Source organism: Enterobacter sp. JMULE2, assembly GCF_013337145.1.
GTDB lineage: Bacteria > Pseudomonadota > Gammaproteobacteria > Enterobacterales > Enterobacteriaceae > Enterobacter > Enterobacter mori.
Genome location: NZ_SGWD01000016.1, coordinates 187678 through 204222 on the forward strand (window position 1 = coordinate 187678; position 16545 = coordinate 204222).

Below are 16545 nucleotides of genomic sequence, written 5' to 3' on the forward strand. Positions count from 1 at the left end.
CTGAATGAAAGGCCTGCCGGCGCGCTTTTCAGCGCCCATCCTTTAGCTATTCTTATCAAACATTCACACTGGATACCCGACAGATGATGACGACGCTTGAAATTCCATCTGTGCTTTCCAGTTCGCAGCGCCGCTGCCAGGTGCTTTTGATGCTTTACCTGCCCGATGCTGCCGTCACCGCACAGAGCATAATCGCTGCCAATGGCGTGGACGACGCAATGGCACGGCAAGATATAGCCGAGACGCGCGATGAAATCCAGCGCTATCATCGGCTTGATATCGTCACGCACCTCGACGGCAGCTACCGAATTGAAGGTTCGGTCCTGAATCAGCGTTTATGCCTGCTGCACTGGCTGCGCAGGGCACTTCGGCTTTGCCCGCAGTTCGTCTCTCACCAGTTTACTCCCGCGCTTAAAACCGCACTTAAACAGCAGGGCATCGCTCGTCCACTCTATGATGACACCAACCTGCGAGCATTGATCAACTTCTGTTCGCGAAAGCTTCAGCGTCCGTTTGACTGCCGCGACGTACAGTTTTTACAGCTGTTTTTGCAATACTGTCTGATCCAGCATCATCTGGGCAATACGCCGCAGTTTTCCCACGTTCAGCGCAGCTGGACGCAATCGAGAGGGGAATATTTCACCGCGCAGGAAATCGTGCGCCACTGGAAACGGCGCGTTCCGCAGGGAACGCACAGCGATGAACAGCTGTTCCTCGCGCTGCTGTTTATGATGCTGCGCACCCCCGATCCGGTGCTTGACAGACATCAGCAGGATCAACGCCTGCGCCGCACCATAGTGCGGATGATCGCGCGCTTTCGGGCCCAAACCGGGATGAATTTTAGCGATGAACAGGGGCTGACCGATCAGCTTTATATCCATCTTGCTCAGGCGTTAGATCGCTCACTGTTTGAAATCGGCATCGATAACAGCCTGCCGGAAGAGATTCATCGGCTTTATCCGCGGCTGTTACGCACCACCAAAGAGGCGCTGTTTGAGCTGGAAGCGGAGTTCGGGCTGCGTTTCTCCGATGAAGAGATGAGCCTGGTGGCGGTGATTTTTGGTGCCTGGCTGATGCAGGAGACCGATCTGCATGAAAAACAGGTGGTGTTACTGACCGGGGAAGATAAAGCATGTGAAGCGTTGATTGAGCAGCAGCTGCGCGAGCTGACGCTGTTGCCGCTCAATATTCGTTATCTGACCCTGCACGCGTTTCAGAAGGGAGGTGCGCCCCGTGAAGCTGCGCTGGTGATCACCCCTTACCCAACCGCCCTGCCGTTGTTCTCGCCGCCGCTGATCCATGCCGTTGAGACATTGAACGCGCAGCAGCAAGAACATATTCGCGCGATGCTGGAATCCTAGTTACACGCGTGCCGTCACTTTGGGGCGAACGAGCATTGCAGGTAGTGCAACGAGCGCCATCACCCAGAATACGCCGTGCCCAAGGTGCTGATACAGGAAGCCAGCAAAGACCGTCATCACGGCTATGCTGCCGCCCATTGCCACCGCAGAGTAGACTGCCTGCAGTCGAATCACATCCCCACCCTCACGCGCAGAGATGTAGCGCATCGCCGCCAGGTGGCACACGGTAAAGGTACCGCAGTGCAGAATTTGCGCCAGAATCAGCCACGGGAGTTCGGTCGTCCAGCCCATAATCCCCCAGCGTGCCACGCCGCACACGGCAGAAAGCAGCAGCAAATCGCGCGCGCCGAAGCGACGGAACAGTTTTTTACTGAGCGCAAAGATGATCACTTCCGCCACGACGCCGAGCGACCACAGGTAGCCTACCGCAGAAGCAGAGTAGCCCGCCCCCTGCCAGTAGATGGCACTGAACCCATAGTACGCCGCATGCGCCCCCTGAAGGAGGCAAACGCACGCCAGAAAACGCCAGCTTTGTGCCACCAGGCTCCGCCAGGCCGGCCAGCCTGCGCTCTCCTGGTGACGGCTTTCGCCCTGCGGCATTACCGACGGACGCAACAGCATCCCCAGCAGCATGGAGGCAATACCCACGCTCAGTAACGCAAGGATGGCGTGATAGTCGTACAGGCTGACCAGCTTACCCACCAGCGCCGAGCCGATCACGAACGCAATCGATCCCCAGAGACGCACGCGGCCATAGTCCATGGTGATCTGCTTTTGCCAGGTGTTCGCCAGGGCATCCGTCAGCGGTACCAGCGGTGAGAAGAACAGGTTGAAGCCAACCATCACCACCATCAGCCAGGCAAACTGCTGACTCACCCAGAAGCAGGCGACAAAGACCAAAGTGAGCAGCGCAAGTATGCGCACGGCCTTGATCAGTAAGGAGGGATCGCTGACGCGCGGCGCAATCAGCAGACTGCCCAGGAAACGCGCCACCAGGCCTGCGCCAAGCAGAACGCCGATGGACTCAGGGGTGAGGCCGATTCCCTTGAGCCAGACGCTCCAGAAAGGCAGAAAAATACCGTAGCTAAAGAAGTAGGTGAAGTAGCTGAGCGCCAGCCAGCGCGTGGAATGCAAGACCATGAATCCCTCCCGAAATGGAGGCGATAGTCTGGCGTGTATCCTGCACTTTGGCAAGTCGTTAGCGCGCTATAAATTAACGATAAATTAACATCATGGACAGCCGGTCGACGTATGGCGAGAGCGGCAAAATTGTATTACGTTTAAAGAACATCGCCTGAAGAGGTCGTTTGCCATGAACAGCTTACGTTATTTCGATTTCGGCTCCTCACGTTCTTTCCTGCTTTTGATTGCCCGTATTGCTATCGTCGTCCTGTTTATTATTTTTGGCTATCCCAAACTCACGGGGTTTAGCGGCACCGTTCAGTATATGACGTCGCTCGGCGCCCCCATGCCCATGCTGGCCGCGATTATTGCGGTGGTGATGGAGGTTCCCGCGGCGATTCTGATCGTGCTGGGCTTTTTCACTCGCCCCATCGCGGTGCTCTTTGTCTTTTATACGCTGGGAACGGCGGTGATAGGCCACCATTACTGGGATATGACCGGTGATGCGGTTGTGCCGAACATGATTAACTTCTATAAGAATGTGAGTATTGCCGGTGCGTTTATTTTGCTGGCGATTGTCGGACCGGGGGCCATATCTCTCGACCGACGTTAGCCCATAAAAAAAGGCCGCAAGCGCGGCCTTTTTTATTTCTGCAGGGCAGAAGGATTATGCGTATACCGGGAAGCGTGCGCAGATATCCAGCACTTTACCTTTGACGCGCTCGATAACCGCTTCGTCATTGATGTTGTCCAGAACGTCACACATCCAGCCCGCCAGCTCTTTCACTTCCGCTTCTTTGAAACCGCGACGAGTCACGGCCGGAGAACCGATACGGATACCGGAGGTCACGAACGGGCTCTTCGGATCGTTTGGCACGCTGTTTTTGTTCACGGTGATGTTGGCGCGGCCCAGGGCGGCGTCAGCTTCTTTACCGGTCAGGTTCTTATCAACCAGATCCAGCAGGAACAGGTGGTTTTCAGTACCGCCAGACACCACTTTGTAGCCACGGCTCAGGAATACTTCCACCATCGCTTTGGCGTTTTTGGCAACCTGCTGCTGATAAACTTTGAACTCTGGCTCCATCGCTTCTTTCAGCGCTACCGCTTTTGCGGCGATAACGTGCATCAGCGGGCCGCCCTGCGCGCTTGGGAACACGGCGGAGTTCAGTTTCTTATACAGCTCTTCGTCACCGCCTTTCGCCAGGATCAGGCCACCGCGTGGACCCGCCAGGGTTTTGTGGGTGGTGGTGGTCACAACGTGAGCGTGTGGAACCGGGTTCGGGTAAACGCCTGCCGCGATCAGACCCGCAACGTGCGCCATATCCACGAACAGGTAAGCACCGATGCTGTCTGCGATTTCACGCATTTTTGCCCAGTCAACGATACCGGAGTAAGCAGAGAAGCCACCGATGATCATCTTCGGTTTGTGCTCTTTGGCCTGCTTAGCCATGTCTTCGTAGTCAATTTTACCGGACTCATCAATACCGTAAGGGATGATGTTGTACAGTTTGCCGGAGAAGTTAACCGGGGAGCCGTGAGTCAGGTGGCCGCCCTGCGCCAGGTTCATACCCAGAACGGTATCGCCCGGCTGCAGCAGCGCGGTGTAGACCGCGAAGTTAGCCTGAGAGCCTGAGTGCGGCTGCACGTTCGCGTAGTCTGCGCCAAAGAGTTCTTTCGCACGGTCAATCGCCAGTTGCTCAACGATATCAACGTACTCGCAACCGCCGTAGTAGCGCTTGCCCGGATAACCTTCAGCGTATTTGTTGGTCAGCTGAGAACCCTGCGCCTGCATCACGCGCGGGCTGGTGTAGTTTTCGGAGGCGATCAGTTCGATGTGCTCTTCCTGACGTACTTTTTCCTGCTCCATAGCCTGCCACAGTTCGGCATCATAATCGGCAATGTTCATTTCACGCTTTAACATCCGCATCTCCTGACTCAGCTAACAAGTAAATTTTGGCCTGAAAAGGCAGTCCTGTTGGACGACGGGCAACAGTATAACTGAATAGTTCTGCGATAACAGGTCTTGACAAACGATTTTACGCAAACGTTTACCTCCACGCCACGCAAGGGTTTGAGGAATAAAGCTCTCATCATTTTCAACGGATTTCTTTTCAGGTTTGTGATGCATATTTTTCATCTTGCAAAGAACCATTTACAACGCAGGGTTATTTTTATAAGATGCATTTAAAATACATCATTAAATGTAACATCAGAAGGACGCGCTCATGCTCGACGCTCAAACCATCGCTACCGTTAAGTCCACCATTCCCCTGCTGGTGGAAACCGGCCCTAAACTCACCGCGCATTTCTACGATCGCATGTTCTCGCACAACCCGGAGCTCAAAGAAATTTTCAACATGAGCAACCAGCGCAATGGCGACCAGCGTGAAGCGTTGTTTAACGCCATCGCAGCCTACGCCAGCAATATCGAAAACCTGGCGGCATTGCTGCCTGCGGTAGAAAAGATTGCGCAGAAACATACCAGCTTCCAGATCCAGCCTGAGCAGTACAACATCGTTGGCGGCCACCTGCTGGCCACGCTGGACGAAATGTTCAGCCCGGGCCAGGAAGTGCTGGACGCGTGGGGTAAAGCCTACGGCGTGCTGGCAAACGTGTTTATCAACCGTGAAGCGCAAATCTACAGCGAAAACGCCAGCAAGAACGGCGGCTGGGAAGGCACGCGCGCGTTCCGCATCGTCGAGAAAACCCCACGCAGTGCATTGATTACCAGCTTTGAATTTGAGCCGGTGGACGGTAAACCGGTGGCCGAATATCACCCGGGCCAGTATCTGGGCGTGTGGCTGAAGCCTGAAGGCTTCCCGCACCAGGAGATCCGCCAGTATTCTCTTACCCGTAAGCCAAACGGCAAAGGCTACCGCATTGCGGTGAAACGCGAAGATGGCGGTCAGGTCTCAACCTGGCTGCACAACGAAGCCAGCGTAGGCGACGTGGTTCATCTGGCAGCGCCGGCGGGTGATTTCTTTATGGCCGTTGACGGCAATACGCCAGTGACGCTGATCTCTGCGGGTGTTGGTCAAACGCCAATGCTGGCGATGCTCGATACGCTGGCAAAAGCAAACCACGACGCGCAGGTAAACTGGTTCCACGCCGCAGAGAACGGCGACGTGCACGCCTTTGCGGATGAAGTCAAAACGCTCGGGGCGTCCCTGCCGCGCTTCACCGCGCATACCTGGTATCGCCAGCCAACGGACGCAGACCGCCAGGCCGCACGCTTCGACAGCGAAGGTCTGATGAATTTAAGCCAGCATGAAGGGGCGTTTAGCGCACCGGAAATGCAGTTTTACGTCTGTGGGCCGGTGGCGTTTATGCAGTATGCTGCGAAGCAGCTGGTAGACCTGGGTGTGGACAAGGACAACATTCATTACGAATGTTTCGGGCCGCATAAGGTGCTGTAATGAAAAAGCCCCTCGTTCGAGGGGCTTTTTTTCGCCGGGTGGCGGCTGCGCCTTACCCGGCCTACAAAACCGTTGGCGCTGTTAAATCGCAGCGTCGTCTTCTTCGCCGGTACGGATACGGATCACGCGCGCCACGTCAAAGACGAAGATTTTACCGTCGCCAATTTTGCCCGTCTGCGCGGTACGGATGATGGTATCCACGCAGGTATCCACGATATCGTCGCTGACCACGATTTCAATTTTTACTTTCGGCAGAAAGTCGACCATGTACTCCGCGCCACGGTAAAGCTCGGTGTGGCCCTTCTGACGACCAAAACCTTTCACTTCCGTTACTGTCATCCCGGTGATGCCAACTTCCGCCAGCGCTTCACGTACATCATCCAGTTTGAAAGGTTTAATAATCGCATCAATCTTTTTCATGGTGGGTCCTTAAACTCTTGCCTGTAAGCTGCCTCGTAATCGATTGCTCACAGTACCATACGGCATTACTCTTTAAAATCGTTTGCTTCCAGCTCGTGACGCGACAGCAGCTTGTAGAACTCGGTGCGGTTGCGCCCGGCCATGCGCGCCGCGTGGGTCACGTTACCCTTCGTAATCTGCAGCAGTTTGCGCAGGTAGTTCAGTTCGAACTGGTTACGCGCTTCGGCAAAGGTCGGCAACGCCGTGTTTTCTCCTTCCAGCGCCTGCTCCACCAGCGCGTCGCTGATAACGGGCGACGACGTCAGCGCCACGCACTGCTCAATCACGTTGACCAACTGGCGCACGTTGCCAGGCCACCCGGCGGTCATTAGCCTTTTCATTGCATCCGTGGAAAACGCGCGCACGAAGGGTTTATGGCGATCCGCGGACTGGCGCAGCAGATGGTTTGCCAGCAGTGGGATATCTTCCGCACGCTCGGCCAGCGCAGGAATTTTCAGGTTCACCACGTTCAGGCGGTAGTAGAGATCTTCACGAAACTCATTGCGCGCCATCACTTTTGGCAGATCCCGGTGGGTGGCGGAAATAATACGCACGTTGATGTCGATATCGCGATTGCTGCCGAGCGGACGCACCTTTCTCTCCTGCAACACGCGCAGCAGTTTCACCTGCAACGGCGCAGGCATATCGCCAATCTCGTCGAGAAACAGCGTGCCGCCTTCCGCCGCCTGGAACAGCCCTTCCCGGCTGCTCACCGCGCCGGTGAAGGCGCCGCGCGCGTGACCAAAGAGTTCGGATTCAAGAAGCTGTTCCGGCAGCGCGCCGCAGTTAATGGCGATAAAGGCATTTTTAGCGCGCGGGCTGGCGTTGTGGATCGCCTGCGCCAGGATCTCTTTCCCGGTACCGCTCTGGCCGTTGATCAAAACGCTGACGTCAGATTGCGCCACCATTCGCGCCTGCTCAAGCAGACGCAGCATGACAGGGCTTCGCGTCACGATGGACTCGCGCCAGGCATCATCACCAGAAGGCGCGGCATGCTCCAGCGCGCTGTCGATGGCTTTATAAAGCGCGTCTTTGTCCACCGGTTTAGTGAGGAAGCTGAACACCCCTTGCTGGGTTGCCGCGACCGCATCCGGGATCGAGCCGTGGGCGGTCAAGATGATAACCGGCATGCCGGGCTGCTGCTTTTGAATCTCTGCAAAAAGCTGCAGGCCATCCATTTCGTCCATCCGCAGATCGCTGATCACCAGATCAATTTTCTCGCGGCTGAGCACTTTCAGCCCCTCCTGCCCGCTTTCCGCCGTCACAACGCTGTAGCCTTCACTGACCAGGCGCATCCCCAGCAGCTTTAACAGTCCAGGATCGTCATCGACCAGTAAGAGATGGGCAGGTTTACGGCTTGTCATGGCTTCACATCCTCTTCCTTCTGCGCGTCACCGTCCGGCGACGCGGCAGAATTTCCTTTCGACGAATCTGGCAAATAGCTGCCTGCGGGTTTACGCGTCGACAGTTGCCTTTCAATATCGGTCAGATTTTCAAGCTTGCGCGTGGTGGTCTCAAGCTGGGTGCGCAGATAATTCTGCTGCTGGCGAAGCGTATCAAGCTCGCCGTCCGTTGACTGCTGTAATTTGCTGTAGCGGGAACGCTCTTCAGACAGCTGAAGCTGTAATGCCTGGCCGTCCCGCCAGAGTTGATATATCGGCCGCACCTGCGCAGGAATGTTGGCGCTGAACGCGTCCAGACGCGTGATATTCGTGCGGCGCTCCACGGGCGTGATTTTGGCATCGCCAAGCAGAATGGCACGTTTAAAGGTCGCCTGCCATGCGTTGTCGCCCCACATCGTGGCTTGCGCCCGTGCCTCTACTGGTTCCAGACGCTGCGCACAATCGATGCCACGCAGCCAAAACAGCGGGTTGGTATCCACTTCATGTCCTGATAAGTGCCAGATGCCCTCGCAGGGGGTGGTCAGGAAATCCGCCAGCTGATTTTCAGGCCATTTTTCTTCCGGCTTTTCACTGATTGCGCTCTTCGGGGCATGGGTCACACACCCTGCCAGCAGTAAACACGGCAGACTTAGACGTACGGTATTGCGGGAAAACATCGCGCGTACGGCGCGGAAAAAAACGTGTGACATACTCACCAGACTTAGATTCATTTTATTGATTTTCCGGCTTAAGAGGCAGTTCGATACGAAAGCACACATCCGACCGTTCATCACTGACGATATTCAGTTCGCCGTGCATGCGTCGTATGCCGTCGCGGGCAATACTGAGCCCCAGACCACTTCCTTTTACCGCACCTTTTCGCTGATGACTGCCCTGGAAAAAGGGTTCAAAAATCATCGTTTTTTCTTCATCCGGAATCGGGGTGCCCGTATTCGCTACATCGATAAACACCCGGGAACCCGCCCTGTAGCTTCGGATATAAATGTTACCGGATTCAGTACCATAGTGCACCGCATTGGAATAAAGATTATCCAGAACGCTCATAAACAGCATGGGCTCTGCAAGACAAGCGGGCTCGCTAAGATCGACCTGGGTATGCATCATTTTAGCTCTTGCTGGCAGGCTATGGGCGGAGATCACCATATCCACTATCGGTGCAATCTCCACATTTTCCAGTACCACTGCCCCGTCCGCCAGCTTACGGTTGTAGTCCAGCAGTTGCTCAATCAGCTTTTGCAGATTCCGGCTGCTGTCATCGAGGATCTCGACAATCTCTTTTTGCTCAGAGGTCAGCGGGCCAGCCACTTCGTCCGCCAGCAGCTCGGTGCCTTCTCGCATGCTGGCGAGTGGCGTTTTGAGTTCGTGGGAAATGTGACGGAGGAACTGATGACGCTGCGTTTCCAGCCACGCCAGACGTTCGGAAAGCCAGATGATCCGCTGACCCACTGAACGCAGCTCGCGCGGCCCGGTGAAAACAACCGTATCCCCGAGAGACTTCCCCTCACCCAGACGGTTAATCATCCGCTGTATGCCCTTCACCGGACCGATAATCATGCGGGTGAACAGCAGAACCAGAGCAAGACTGACCAGGAACAGGACCAGCGCCTGCCAGCCGAAGAATTGACCGCGCTCGGCGATTTCCTGCTGCAGCTGCTGCCCGCGAGAGAAGATCACCGTGCGTGTAGACTGGACCATTTCCGTATTGGCATTAGCAAAAGCTTCCAGCCGCGCGGCGGCGGCGGCATCCGGGCCGCTATTTTTACACTGTAGCTGAGCCAGATCGTTCAGGTCCTGACGTAATGCCTGGTAGAGTTTGTCGTCCGGCAGCACGCCCGCGTGGGCATCCAGCATTTCGCTGTAGCGTTTACGTTGATTCTGGTAAACCCGCTCCAGGGTGCGATCGTCCAGCACGCAATACTGGCGATAGCTTCGCTCCATCTCCAGCGCGGCGTTCGTCATTGCTTCGCTTCGCCTTGCATCAATTAGCGTCGTGCGATTCGTCAATGCCGCCTGCGCGCTTAGCGCATTGAGACTTTGCCAGGCCTGCCACGCCAGTATCAGTAAAGGGAGCAGGATCAGCAGGAATGCCATCATGACGAGCTGTCGCAGGGAGCGAGGGAAAACAGACCAGCGTTTCAACGCATTACTCTCTTAATGGGGGTTTACGCAGAGCGTAACTGAGTCTGCCCTTCAGATACAACAAAGCCGGGTAAAAACCCGGCTTTGTTGTGGAATGAGGCGGTGCCTAACTCGACGTTTCGCCCTGTCCTGATAAAGCATCGCTATGATCAGTAGTTGGACGGCAGGCACCTTTTTGTGCGTCATTCTAAGTTTATGTAGCGCGTCCCGAAGGGGCTGACATAAGAAGGTGAATGAGCCACTGATTAATATTATGCAACAGCCGTGCCAGTTTGCAAAACAATAAATTAACATGATGAATTTAAATAATTTTATACATGCAAACTATTACTTGTTGGGAGAATGATTTCCAGGCTAAGTGTCGCTATTTAACAACACCTTTAGACCATGATTTTTCTACTTATATAAATCAACAAGTTAAGTGTCACCTTTTGGAGACATCGGCAGGGCAGGATTGTCGCGATTTTGCGACACGCATAAAAAAGCCCGGTGGCGCTTACGCTTACCGGGCCTACAAGGGTTAGGGTGCTAAAACTTACCCCAGTTGCTTACGCGCGTTGCGGAAGATACGCATCCACGGGCTGTCCTCGCCCCAGTTTTCCGGGTGCCAGGAGTTGCTCACGGTGCGGAACACGCGCTCCGGGTGCGGCATCATGATGGTCGCACGACCGCTTTCACTGGTGACTGCCGTAATACCGTTGGCGGAGCCGTTCGGGTTAGCCGGGTAGGTTTCTGTCACCTTGCCGAAGTTATCGACAAAGCGCAGCGCCACCAGACCTTTGCTCTCCAGCTGAGCCAGATGCGCAGCATCACGCACTTCTACCTGTCCTTCACCGTGGGAAACGGCGATTGGCATCTGTGAACCCACCATTCCCTGCAGCAGCAGAGACGGGCTTTGGGTCACTTCCACTAGGCTGAAGCGCGCTTCGAAGCGGTCAGACTGGTTACGCACAAAGCGCGGCCAGGCTTCGCTGCCCGGGATCAGTTCGCGCAGGTTAGACATCATCTGGCAGCCGTTACACACGCCCAGCGCCAGGGTCTGCGGACGATGGAAGAAGGTTTCGAACTCGTCACGCACGCGGCTGTTGAACAGGATGGACTTCGCCCAACCTTCGCCCGCGCCCAGCACGTCGCCGTAGGAGAAACCGCCGCACGCCACCAGCGCCTGGAAATCTTCCAGACCGGTACGTCCGGCCAGCAGGTCGCTCATGTGGACGTCGATGGCGTCAAAGCCCGCGCGGTGGAAGGCAGCCGCCATCTCAACGTGGGAGTTAACGCCCTGCTCGCGCAGCACGGCTACTTTTGGACGCGCGCCTGTCGCAATGTACGGTGCAGCGATATCTTCGTTGATATCAAAGGAGAGCTTCACGTTCAGGCCAGGATCCTGGTCATTCGCTTTCGCGTTATGCTCCTGATCGGCACATTCCGGGTTATCACGCAGGCGCTGCATCTGCCAGGTGGTTTCTGCCCACCACATGCGCAGCGTGGTGCGGCTTTCGCTGAACACCGCGTGGCCGTCTGCTTCAATGACGAAGCGGTCACCCTGAACGGCTTTGCCCAGATAGTGGACGCAGTCTGCCAGACCGTGCTTCGCCAGAATCGCTTCAACCGCGTCGCGATCTGCGGCACGTACCTGAATCACCGCACCCAACTCTTCATTGAACAGCGCCGCCAGACGGTCTTCGCCAAGCGTGGCAATGTTCGCTTCAACGCCGCAGTGGCCGGTGAAGGCCATCTCTGCCAGCGTCACCAGCAGGCCGCCGTCAGAACGGTCGTGGTAGGCCAGCAGCTTACGCTCCGCCACCAGCGCCTGGATGGCGTCGTAGAATCCTTTCAACTGCGCGACGTCGCGCACATCGGCTGGCTTGTCGCCGAGCTGGCGGTAAACCTGTGCCAGCGCGGTGGCACCCAGCGCGTTGTGGCCTTTACCCAGGTCAATCAGCAGCAGGGCGTTGTCTTCGGTCGCAAGCTGCGGCGTAACGGTGTGGCGCACGTCTTCCACGCGCGCAAACGCGGTGATCACCAGCGACAGCGGAGAGGTCATCTCGCGCTGCTCGCTGCCTTCCTGCCAGCGGGTTTTCATCGACATAGAGTCTTTACCCACCGGAATGGTCAGGCCGAGGGCAGGACACAGCTCCTCACCCACCGCTTTTACGGCTTCATACAGGCCAGCATCTTCGCCAGGGTGACCGGCTGCGGCCATCCAGTTTGCAGAGAGTTTGATACGTTTGATGTCGCCAATCTGCGTCGCGGCGATGTTGGTCAGCGCTTCACCGACCGCCAGACGGGCGGAGGCAGCGAAGTCCAGCAGCGCCACCGGGGTGCGTTCGCCCAGGGCCATCGCTTCGCCGTAGTAGCTGTCGAGGCTCGCGGTCGTCACCGCGCAGTTCGCCACCGGGATCTGCCACGGGCCAACCATCTGGTCGCGCGATACCATACCGGTCACGGTACGGTCGCCGATGGTCACCAGGAACGTTTTCTCCGCCACGGCCGGCAGGTGCAGCACGCGGTTAACCGCTTCTGCCACGGTGATGCCCTGGCGATCCAGCGCTTTGCCCGCCGCTTTGCGGGTTGTCACGTCGCGGGTCATCTTCGGCGTTTTACCGAGCAGGACGTCCAGCGGCAGATCGATCGGCTGGTTGTCAAAGTGGGTGTCGCTTAAGGAAAGATGCTGCTCTTCGGTCGCTTCACCGATGACCGCATACGGCGCACGCTCGCGGCGGCACAGCTCGTCAAACAGCGGCAGCTGATCCGCGGCAACCGCCAGCACGTAACGCTCCTGGGATTCGTTACACCAGATCTCCAGCGGGCTCATGCCCGGCTCATCGCTCAGGATATCGCGCAGGTTGAAACGGCCACCGCGGCCACCGTCGCTCACCAGCTCCGGCATGGCGTTGGACAGACCGCCCGCACCCACGTCGTGGATGAACAGAATCGGGTTGGCGTCGCCCAGCTGCCAGCAGCGGTCGATCACTTCCTGGCAGCGACGCTCCATCTCTGGGTTGTCGCGCTGCACGGAAGCAAAATCGAGGTCCGCATCAGACTGGCCGGAGGCCATAGAAGACGCTGCCCCGCCGCCCAGACCGATGTTCATCGCCGGGCCGCCGAGCACGATCAGCTTCGCGCCGACGACGATCTCGCCTTTCTGCACGTGATCGGCACGGATGTTGCCGATCCCGCCCGCCAGCATGATCGGTTTGTGGTAACCGCGCAGCTCTTCGCCGTTGTGGCTGTCCACTTTCTCTTCATAGGTACGGAAGTAACCGTTCAGCGCCGGACGACCAAACTCGTTGTTAAACGCCGCGCCGCCCAGCGGGCCTTCGGTCATGATATCCAGCGCGGTGACAATGCGCTCTGGCTTGCCGAAATCTTCTTCCCACGGCTGTTCAAAGCCCGGGATACGCAGGTTGGAGACGGAGAAACCGACCAGACCCGCTTTAGGTTTAGCGCCACGACCGGTCGCACCTTCGTCACGGATTTCACCGCCGGAGCCGGTCGCCGCACCCGGCCACGGGGAGATCGCCGTCGGGTGGTTGTGGGTTTCCACTTTCATCAGGATATGCGCGGGCTCCTGATGGAAGTCATAGCGCCCTGCTTCGCGATCGGCGAAGAAGCGGCCCACCTCGGAACCTTCCATCACCGCGGCGTTGTCTTTATAGGCAGACAGCACGTGGTCAGGGGTTTGTTCCATGGTGTTTTTGATCATTTTGAACAGCGACTTCGGCTGCTGTTCGCCGTCAATAATCCAGTCGGCGTTGAAAATCTTATGGCGGCAGTGCTCAGAGTTGGCCTGCGCGAACATGTAGAGTTCGATGTCGTTCGGGTTGCGGTTGAGCTTAACGAACGCGTCCTGCAGGTAATCAATTTCGTCTTCTGCCAGCGCCAGGCCGAGACGCAGGTTGGCGTCAATCAGCGCCTGACGGCCCTGCCCCAGCAGGTCTACGCTCTGTACCGGCGCAGGCTGATGGTGTGAGAACAGCTTCTGCGCGTCGTCGAGAGAGGCAAATACGCTCTCCATCATGCGGTCGTGCAGCTCAGCCGCAACCGCCTGCCATTGCGCGTCGCTCAGGGTGGAGGCTTCAACATAGTACGCCACGCCGCGTTCCAGACGGTTAATCTGGCTCAGACCACAGTTGTGGGCGATGTCGGTGGCTTTGGAAGACCAGGGGGAGATGGTGCCCGGACGCGGCGTCGCAAGGATCAGTTTGCCGGTTGGCGTATGGCTGCTCAGGCTTGGACCATACTTGAGCAGGCGTTCCAGCTGTACGCGCTCCTCTGCATTCAGGGGGGCATTCAGGTCAGCAAAATGGACATACTCAGCGTAAATATTGCTTACCGGAAGGTCGGCCGCCTGAAAACGTGCCAGCAGTTTGGTAATACGGAAGGCAGACAGTGCAGGCGAACCACGCAGAATTTCCATCATAAGTCTCTCGTCTTCGAAGCGCCGGGGCGCTTACAGTGTGCGCAAGGGGGGAAAACGGGCGTCATTATAGAGAATCCTGAGCGCCGACGAAACCGTTTGCGTCGAAATAAAATTTGCACAGCGGTTTAACAATAGGTGTGACCTGTCTCTCTAATTTGTTGCCAAGTGGCGTAACTTTGCGCAAAATGCCGCTCATTCAATGGCAAACCTTATTCTTAACATGGCTACAGCATACTGAGGCAACCGGCGTCGCAGAGAATTAACTAATTGAAAAAATTAAAGATTAATTATCTGCTCATCGGCATTGTTACGTTGCTGCTGGCAGTGGCCCTCTGGCCTTCTATCCCCTGGTTCGGTAAAGCCGAAAACCGTATCGCCGCCATTCAGGAGCGGGGGGAATTGCGCGTCAGTACCCTCTCCTCTCCGCTGATTTACGGCGACATCAACGGCAAAACCATCGGTCTGGATTATGAACTGGCCCAGCAGTTTGCCGACTATCTGGGTGTTAAGCTCAAAATTACCGTGCGTCAGAACATCAGCCAATTGTTCGATGACCTGGATAACGACGACGCCGATATCCTTGCAGCCGGGCTGGTGTACAACAGCGAGCGCAGCAAGAACTACCAGCCAGGCCCGACCTACTACTCTGTCTCCCAGCAGCTGGTTTACCGCGTGGGAAGCGTGCGCCCGCGCTCGCTCGCCACCATTAACGAGCAACAGCTGACGATTGCCCCCGGCCATGTCGTGATTGACGACCTGCGCGCCCTCAAAGAGAAAAAGTATCCTGACCTGAGCTGGACGGTTGACCCAAAACTGGGCACCACAGAACTGCTCGATCAGGTTAAAGACAAAAAGCTGGCCTATACCATTGCGGATTCGGTGGCGATCAGTCTTTTCCAGCGCGTGCACCCTGAAATCGCCGTGGCGCTGGATGTGACTGACGAACAGCCGGTGACCTGGTTCACCCAACTGGATAACGATCAGACCCTCTCTGCGGCTATGCTCGATTTCTATAACACCATCAATGAAGACGGGACGCTGGCGCGCCTGGAAGAAAATACCTCGGCCACGGTGACGACTTCGATTACGTCGATACCCGCAGCTTTCTGCGCGCAGTTGATAGCGTCCTGCCGGACCTGCAGCCGTTGTTCGAAAAATACGCCCAGGAGATTGACTGGAAGCTGCTGGCGGCGATTTCGTATCAGGAATCCCACTGGGATACTCAGGCTACCTCTCCGACCGGCGTGCGTGGTCTCATGATGCTGACGAAAAATACCGCGCTGAGTCTGGGTGTTAATGACCGTACCGATGCGGAGCAAAGCATCAGCGGCGGCGCGCAGTATTTACAGGATATGATGGCCAAAGTACCGGAGACCGTGCCGGAAGAAGAGCGGATTTGGTTTGCACTGGCCGCCTACAACATGGGTTATGCGCATATGCTGGACGCGCGCGCGCTGACGGCAAAAACCAAAGGTAACCCGGACAGCTGGTCTGATGTAAAACAGCGTCTCCCGCTGCTGAGCCAGAAACCGTGGTACAACAAGCTGACCTACGGGTATGCGCGCGGGCATGAAGCCTACGCTTACGTGGAAAATATTCGTAAGTATCAGATAAGCCTGGTGGGGTATCTGCTGGAGAAAGAGAAAGAAGCGGCAGAAGCTAAACAGCTGGCTCAGAGCTACCCGGTGGTCGCACCGGACGAACTTAATCGTCCACCTGCTTCAATTCTGCCTTTTGTTGCTTTTTCTGCTGCCGGCGCATTCGAAAGAAGTCACTCAGCAGACCCGAACACTCTGGTGCAAGTACCCCACCGATAGTCTGCACCTGGTGGTTCATCCCCGGATGGCCTAGCACGTCTATTAGCGAACCGGCCGCGCCTGTTTTTTCATCCCGCGCACCAAACACCAGCGTACCGATACGACTGTGCACCATCGCGCCGGAACACATGACGCAGGGTTCAAGGGTGACGTACAGAGTCGTATCGAGCAGACGATAGTTTTGCAGTACCAGCCCGCCCTGACGAAGCGCCATAATTTCGGCGTGCGCGGTAGGATCGTGGCGGCCAATGGGGCGGTTCCACCCTTCGCCAATCACCTGATTATGATGAACCAGCACCGCGCCCACGGGCACTTCGCCCTCATCCCAGGCACGTTGAGCCAGCGTTAGCGCGTGGCGCATCCAGTATTCATGATTGTGTTCAGGGTTGGACAACGGTTGATACT

At 56.6% G+C, this 16545-nt stretch carries 11 protein-coding genes and 1 pseudogene; 4 read left to right on the forward strand and 8 right to left on the reverse strand.

What is annotated here, in order from left to right; all coding sequences use genetic code 11:
- Nucleotides 1-83: 83 nt before the first annotated feature.
- Complete coding sequence (gene csiE / locus EXW94_RS20900; RefSeq protein ID WP_174340920.1) at nucleotides 84-1361, forward strand: stationary phase inducible protein CsiE; 1278 nt, start codon at nucleotides 84-86, stop codon at nucleotides 1359-1361.
- Here the strand turns inward: csiE and EXW94_RS20905 are convergent, their stop codons facing one another.
- Complete coding sequence (locus tag EXW94_RS20905) at nucleotides 1362-2501, reverse strand: 3-phenylpropionate MFS transporter (protein ID WP_174340921.1); 1140 nt, start codon at nucleotides 2499-2501, stop codon at nucleotides 1362-1364. It lies immediately after the preceding gene.
- A 172-nt stretch (nucleotides 2502-2673) separates the two neighbouring features.
- Between EXW94_RS20905 and EXW94_RS20910 the strand changes: the two genes are divergently transcribed.
- Nucleotides 2674-3096 (forward strand): DoxX family protein, encoded by a 423-nt coding sequence (locus tag EXW94_RS20910; protein ID WP_032653045.1) that lies wholly within the window; start codon nucleotides 2674-2676, stop codon nucleotides 3094-3096.
- 54 nt (nucleotides 3097-3150) lie between these two features.
- On the opposite strand, the gene glyA is transcribed toward EXW94_RS20910, so the two are convergent.
- Nucleotides 3151-4404, reverse strand: coding sequence for a serine hydroxymethyltransferase (gene glyA / locus EXW94_RS20915; RefSeq protein WP_046888197.1), 1254 nt, complete (start codon nucleotides 4402-4404; stop codon nucleotides 3151-3153).
- A gap of 304 nt (nucleotides 4405-4708) precedes the next feature.
- Here glyA and hmpA point away from each other — a divergent pair, with 304 nt between their 5' ends.
- A complete protein-coding gene (hmpA, locus tag EXW94_RS20920) occupies nucleotides 4709-5899 on the forward strand; it encodes an NO-inducible flavohemoprotein (RefSeq protein WP_174340922.1) in 1191 nt (396 codons plus the stop codon).
- Nucleotides 5900-5980: 81 nt separating this feature from the next.
- On the opposite strand, the gene glnB is transcribed toward hmpA, so the two are convergent.
- From glnB to purL, 5 genes are all read right to left on the reverse strand, one after another.
- The gene (gene glnB / locus EXW94_RS20925; protein ID WP_003860685.1) at nucleotides 5981-6319 is read right to left on the reverse strand and encodes a nitrogen regulatory protein P-II; all 339 of its coding nucleotides are present in this window, start codon (nucleotides 6317-6319) and stop codon (nucleotides 5981-5983) included.
- A gap of 65 nt (nucleotides 6320-6384) precedes the next feature.
- Entirely contained in the window at nucleotides 6385-7722 is a 1338-nt protein-coding gene (gene glrR, locus EXW94_RS20930) for a two-component system response regulator GlrR (protein ID WP_100165739.1), read from the reverse strand.
- A complete protein-coding gene (gene qseG / locus EXW94_RS20935; RefSeq protein WP_174340923.1) occupies nucleotides 7719-8471 on the reverse strand; it encodes a two-component system QseEF-associated lipoprotein QseG in 753 nt (250 codons plus the stop codon). The genes glrR and qseG overlap by 4 nt, the downstream gene beginning before the upstream one ends.
- A gap of 1 nt (nucleotide 8472) precedes the next feature.
- Nucleotides 8473-9900, reverse strand: a complete 1428-nt coding sequence (qseE, locus tag EXW94_RS20940) for a two component system sensor histidine kinase QseE/GlrK (RefSeq protein WP_108416744.1) — start codon at nucleotides 9898-9900, stop codon at nucleotides 8473-8475.
- 535 nt (nucleotides 9901-10435) lie between these two features.
- On the reverse strand, nucleotides 10436-14323 hold the full coding sequence (purL, locus tag EXW94_RS20945; protein WP_148400516.1) for a phosphoribosylformylglycinamidine synthase: 3888 nt from the start codon (nucleotides 14321-14323) through the stop codon (nucleotides 10436-10438).
- A 267-nt stretch (nucleotides 14324-14590) separates the two neighbouring features.
- Between purL and mltF the strand changes: the two are divergent.
- A pseudogene (mltF, locus tag EXW94_RS20950) lies at nucleotides 14591-16140 on the forward strand (membrane-bound lytic murein transglycosylase MltF).
- Here the strand turns inward: mltF and tadA are convergent.
- Nucleotides 16028-16534: a tRNA adenosine(34) deaminase TadA gene (gene tadA, locus EXW94_RS20955; protein WP_174340924.1), complete on the reverse strand. Its 507-nt coding sequence runs from the start codon at nucleotides 16532-16534 to the stop codon at nucleotides 16028-16030. The pseudogene mltF and the gene tadA overlap by 113 nt on opposite strands.
- Nucleotides 16535-16545: the final 11 nt, after the last annotated feature.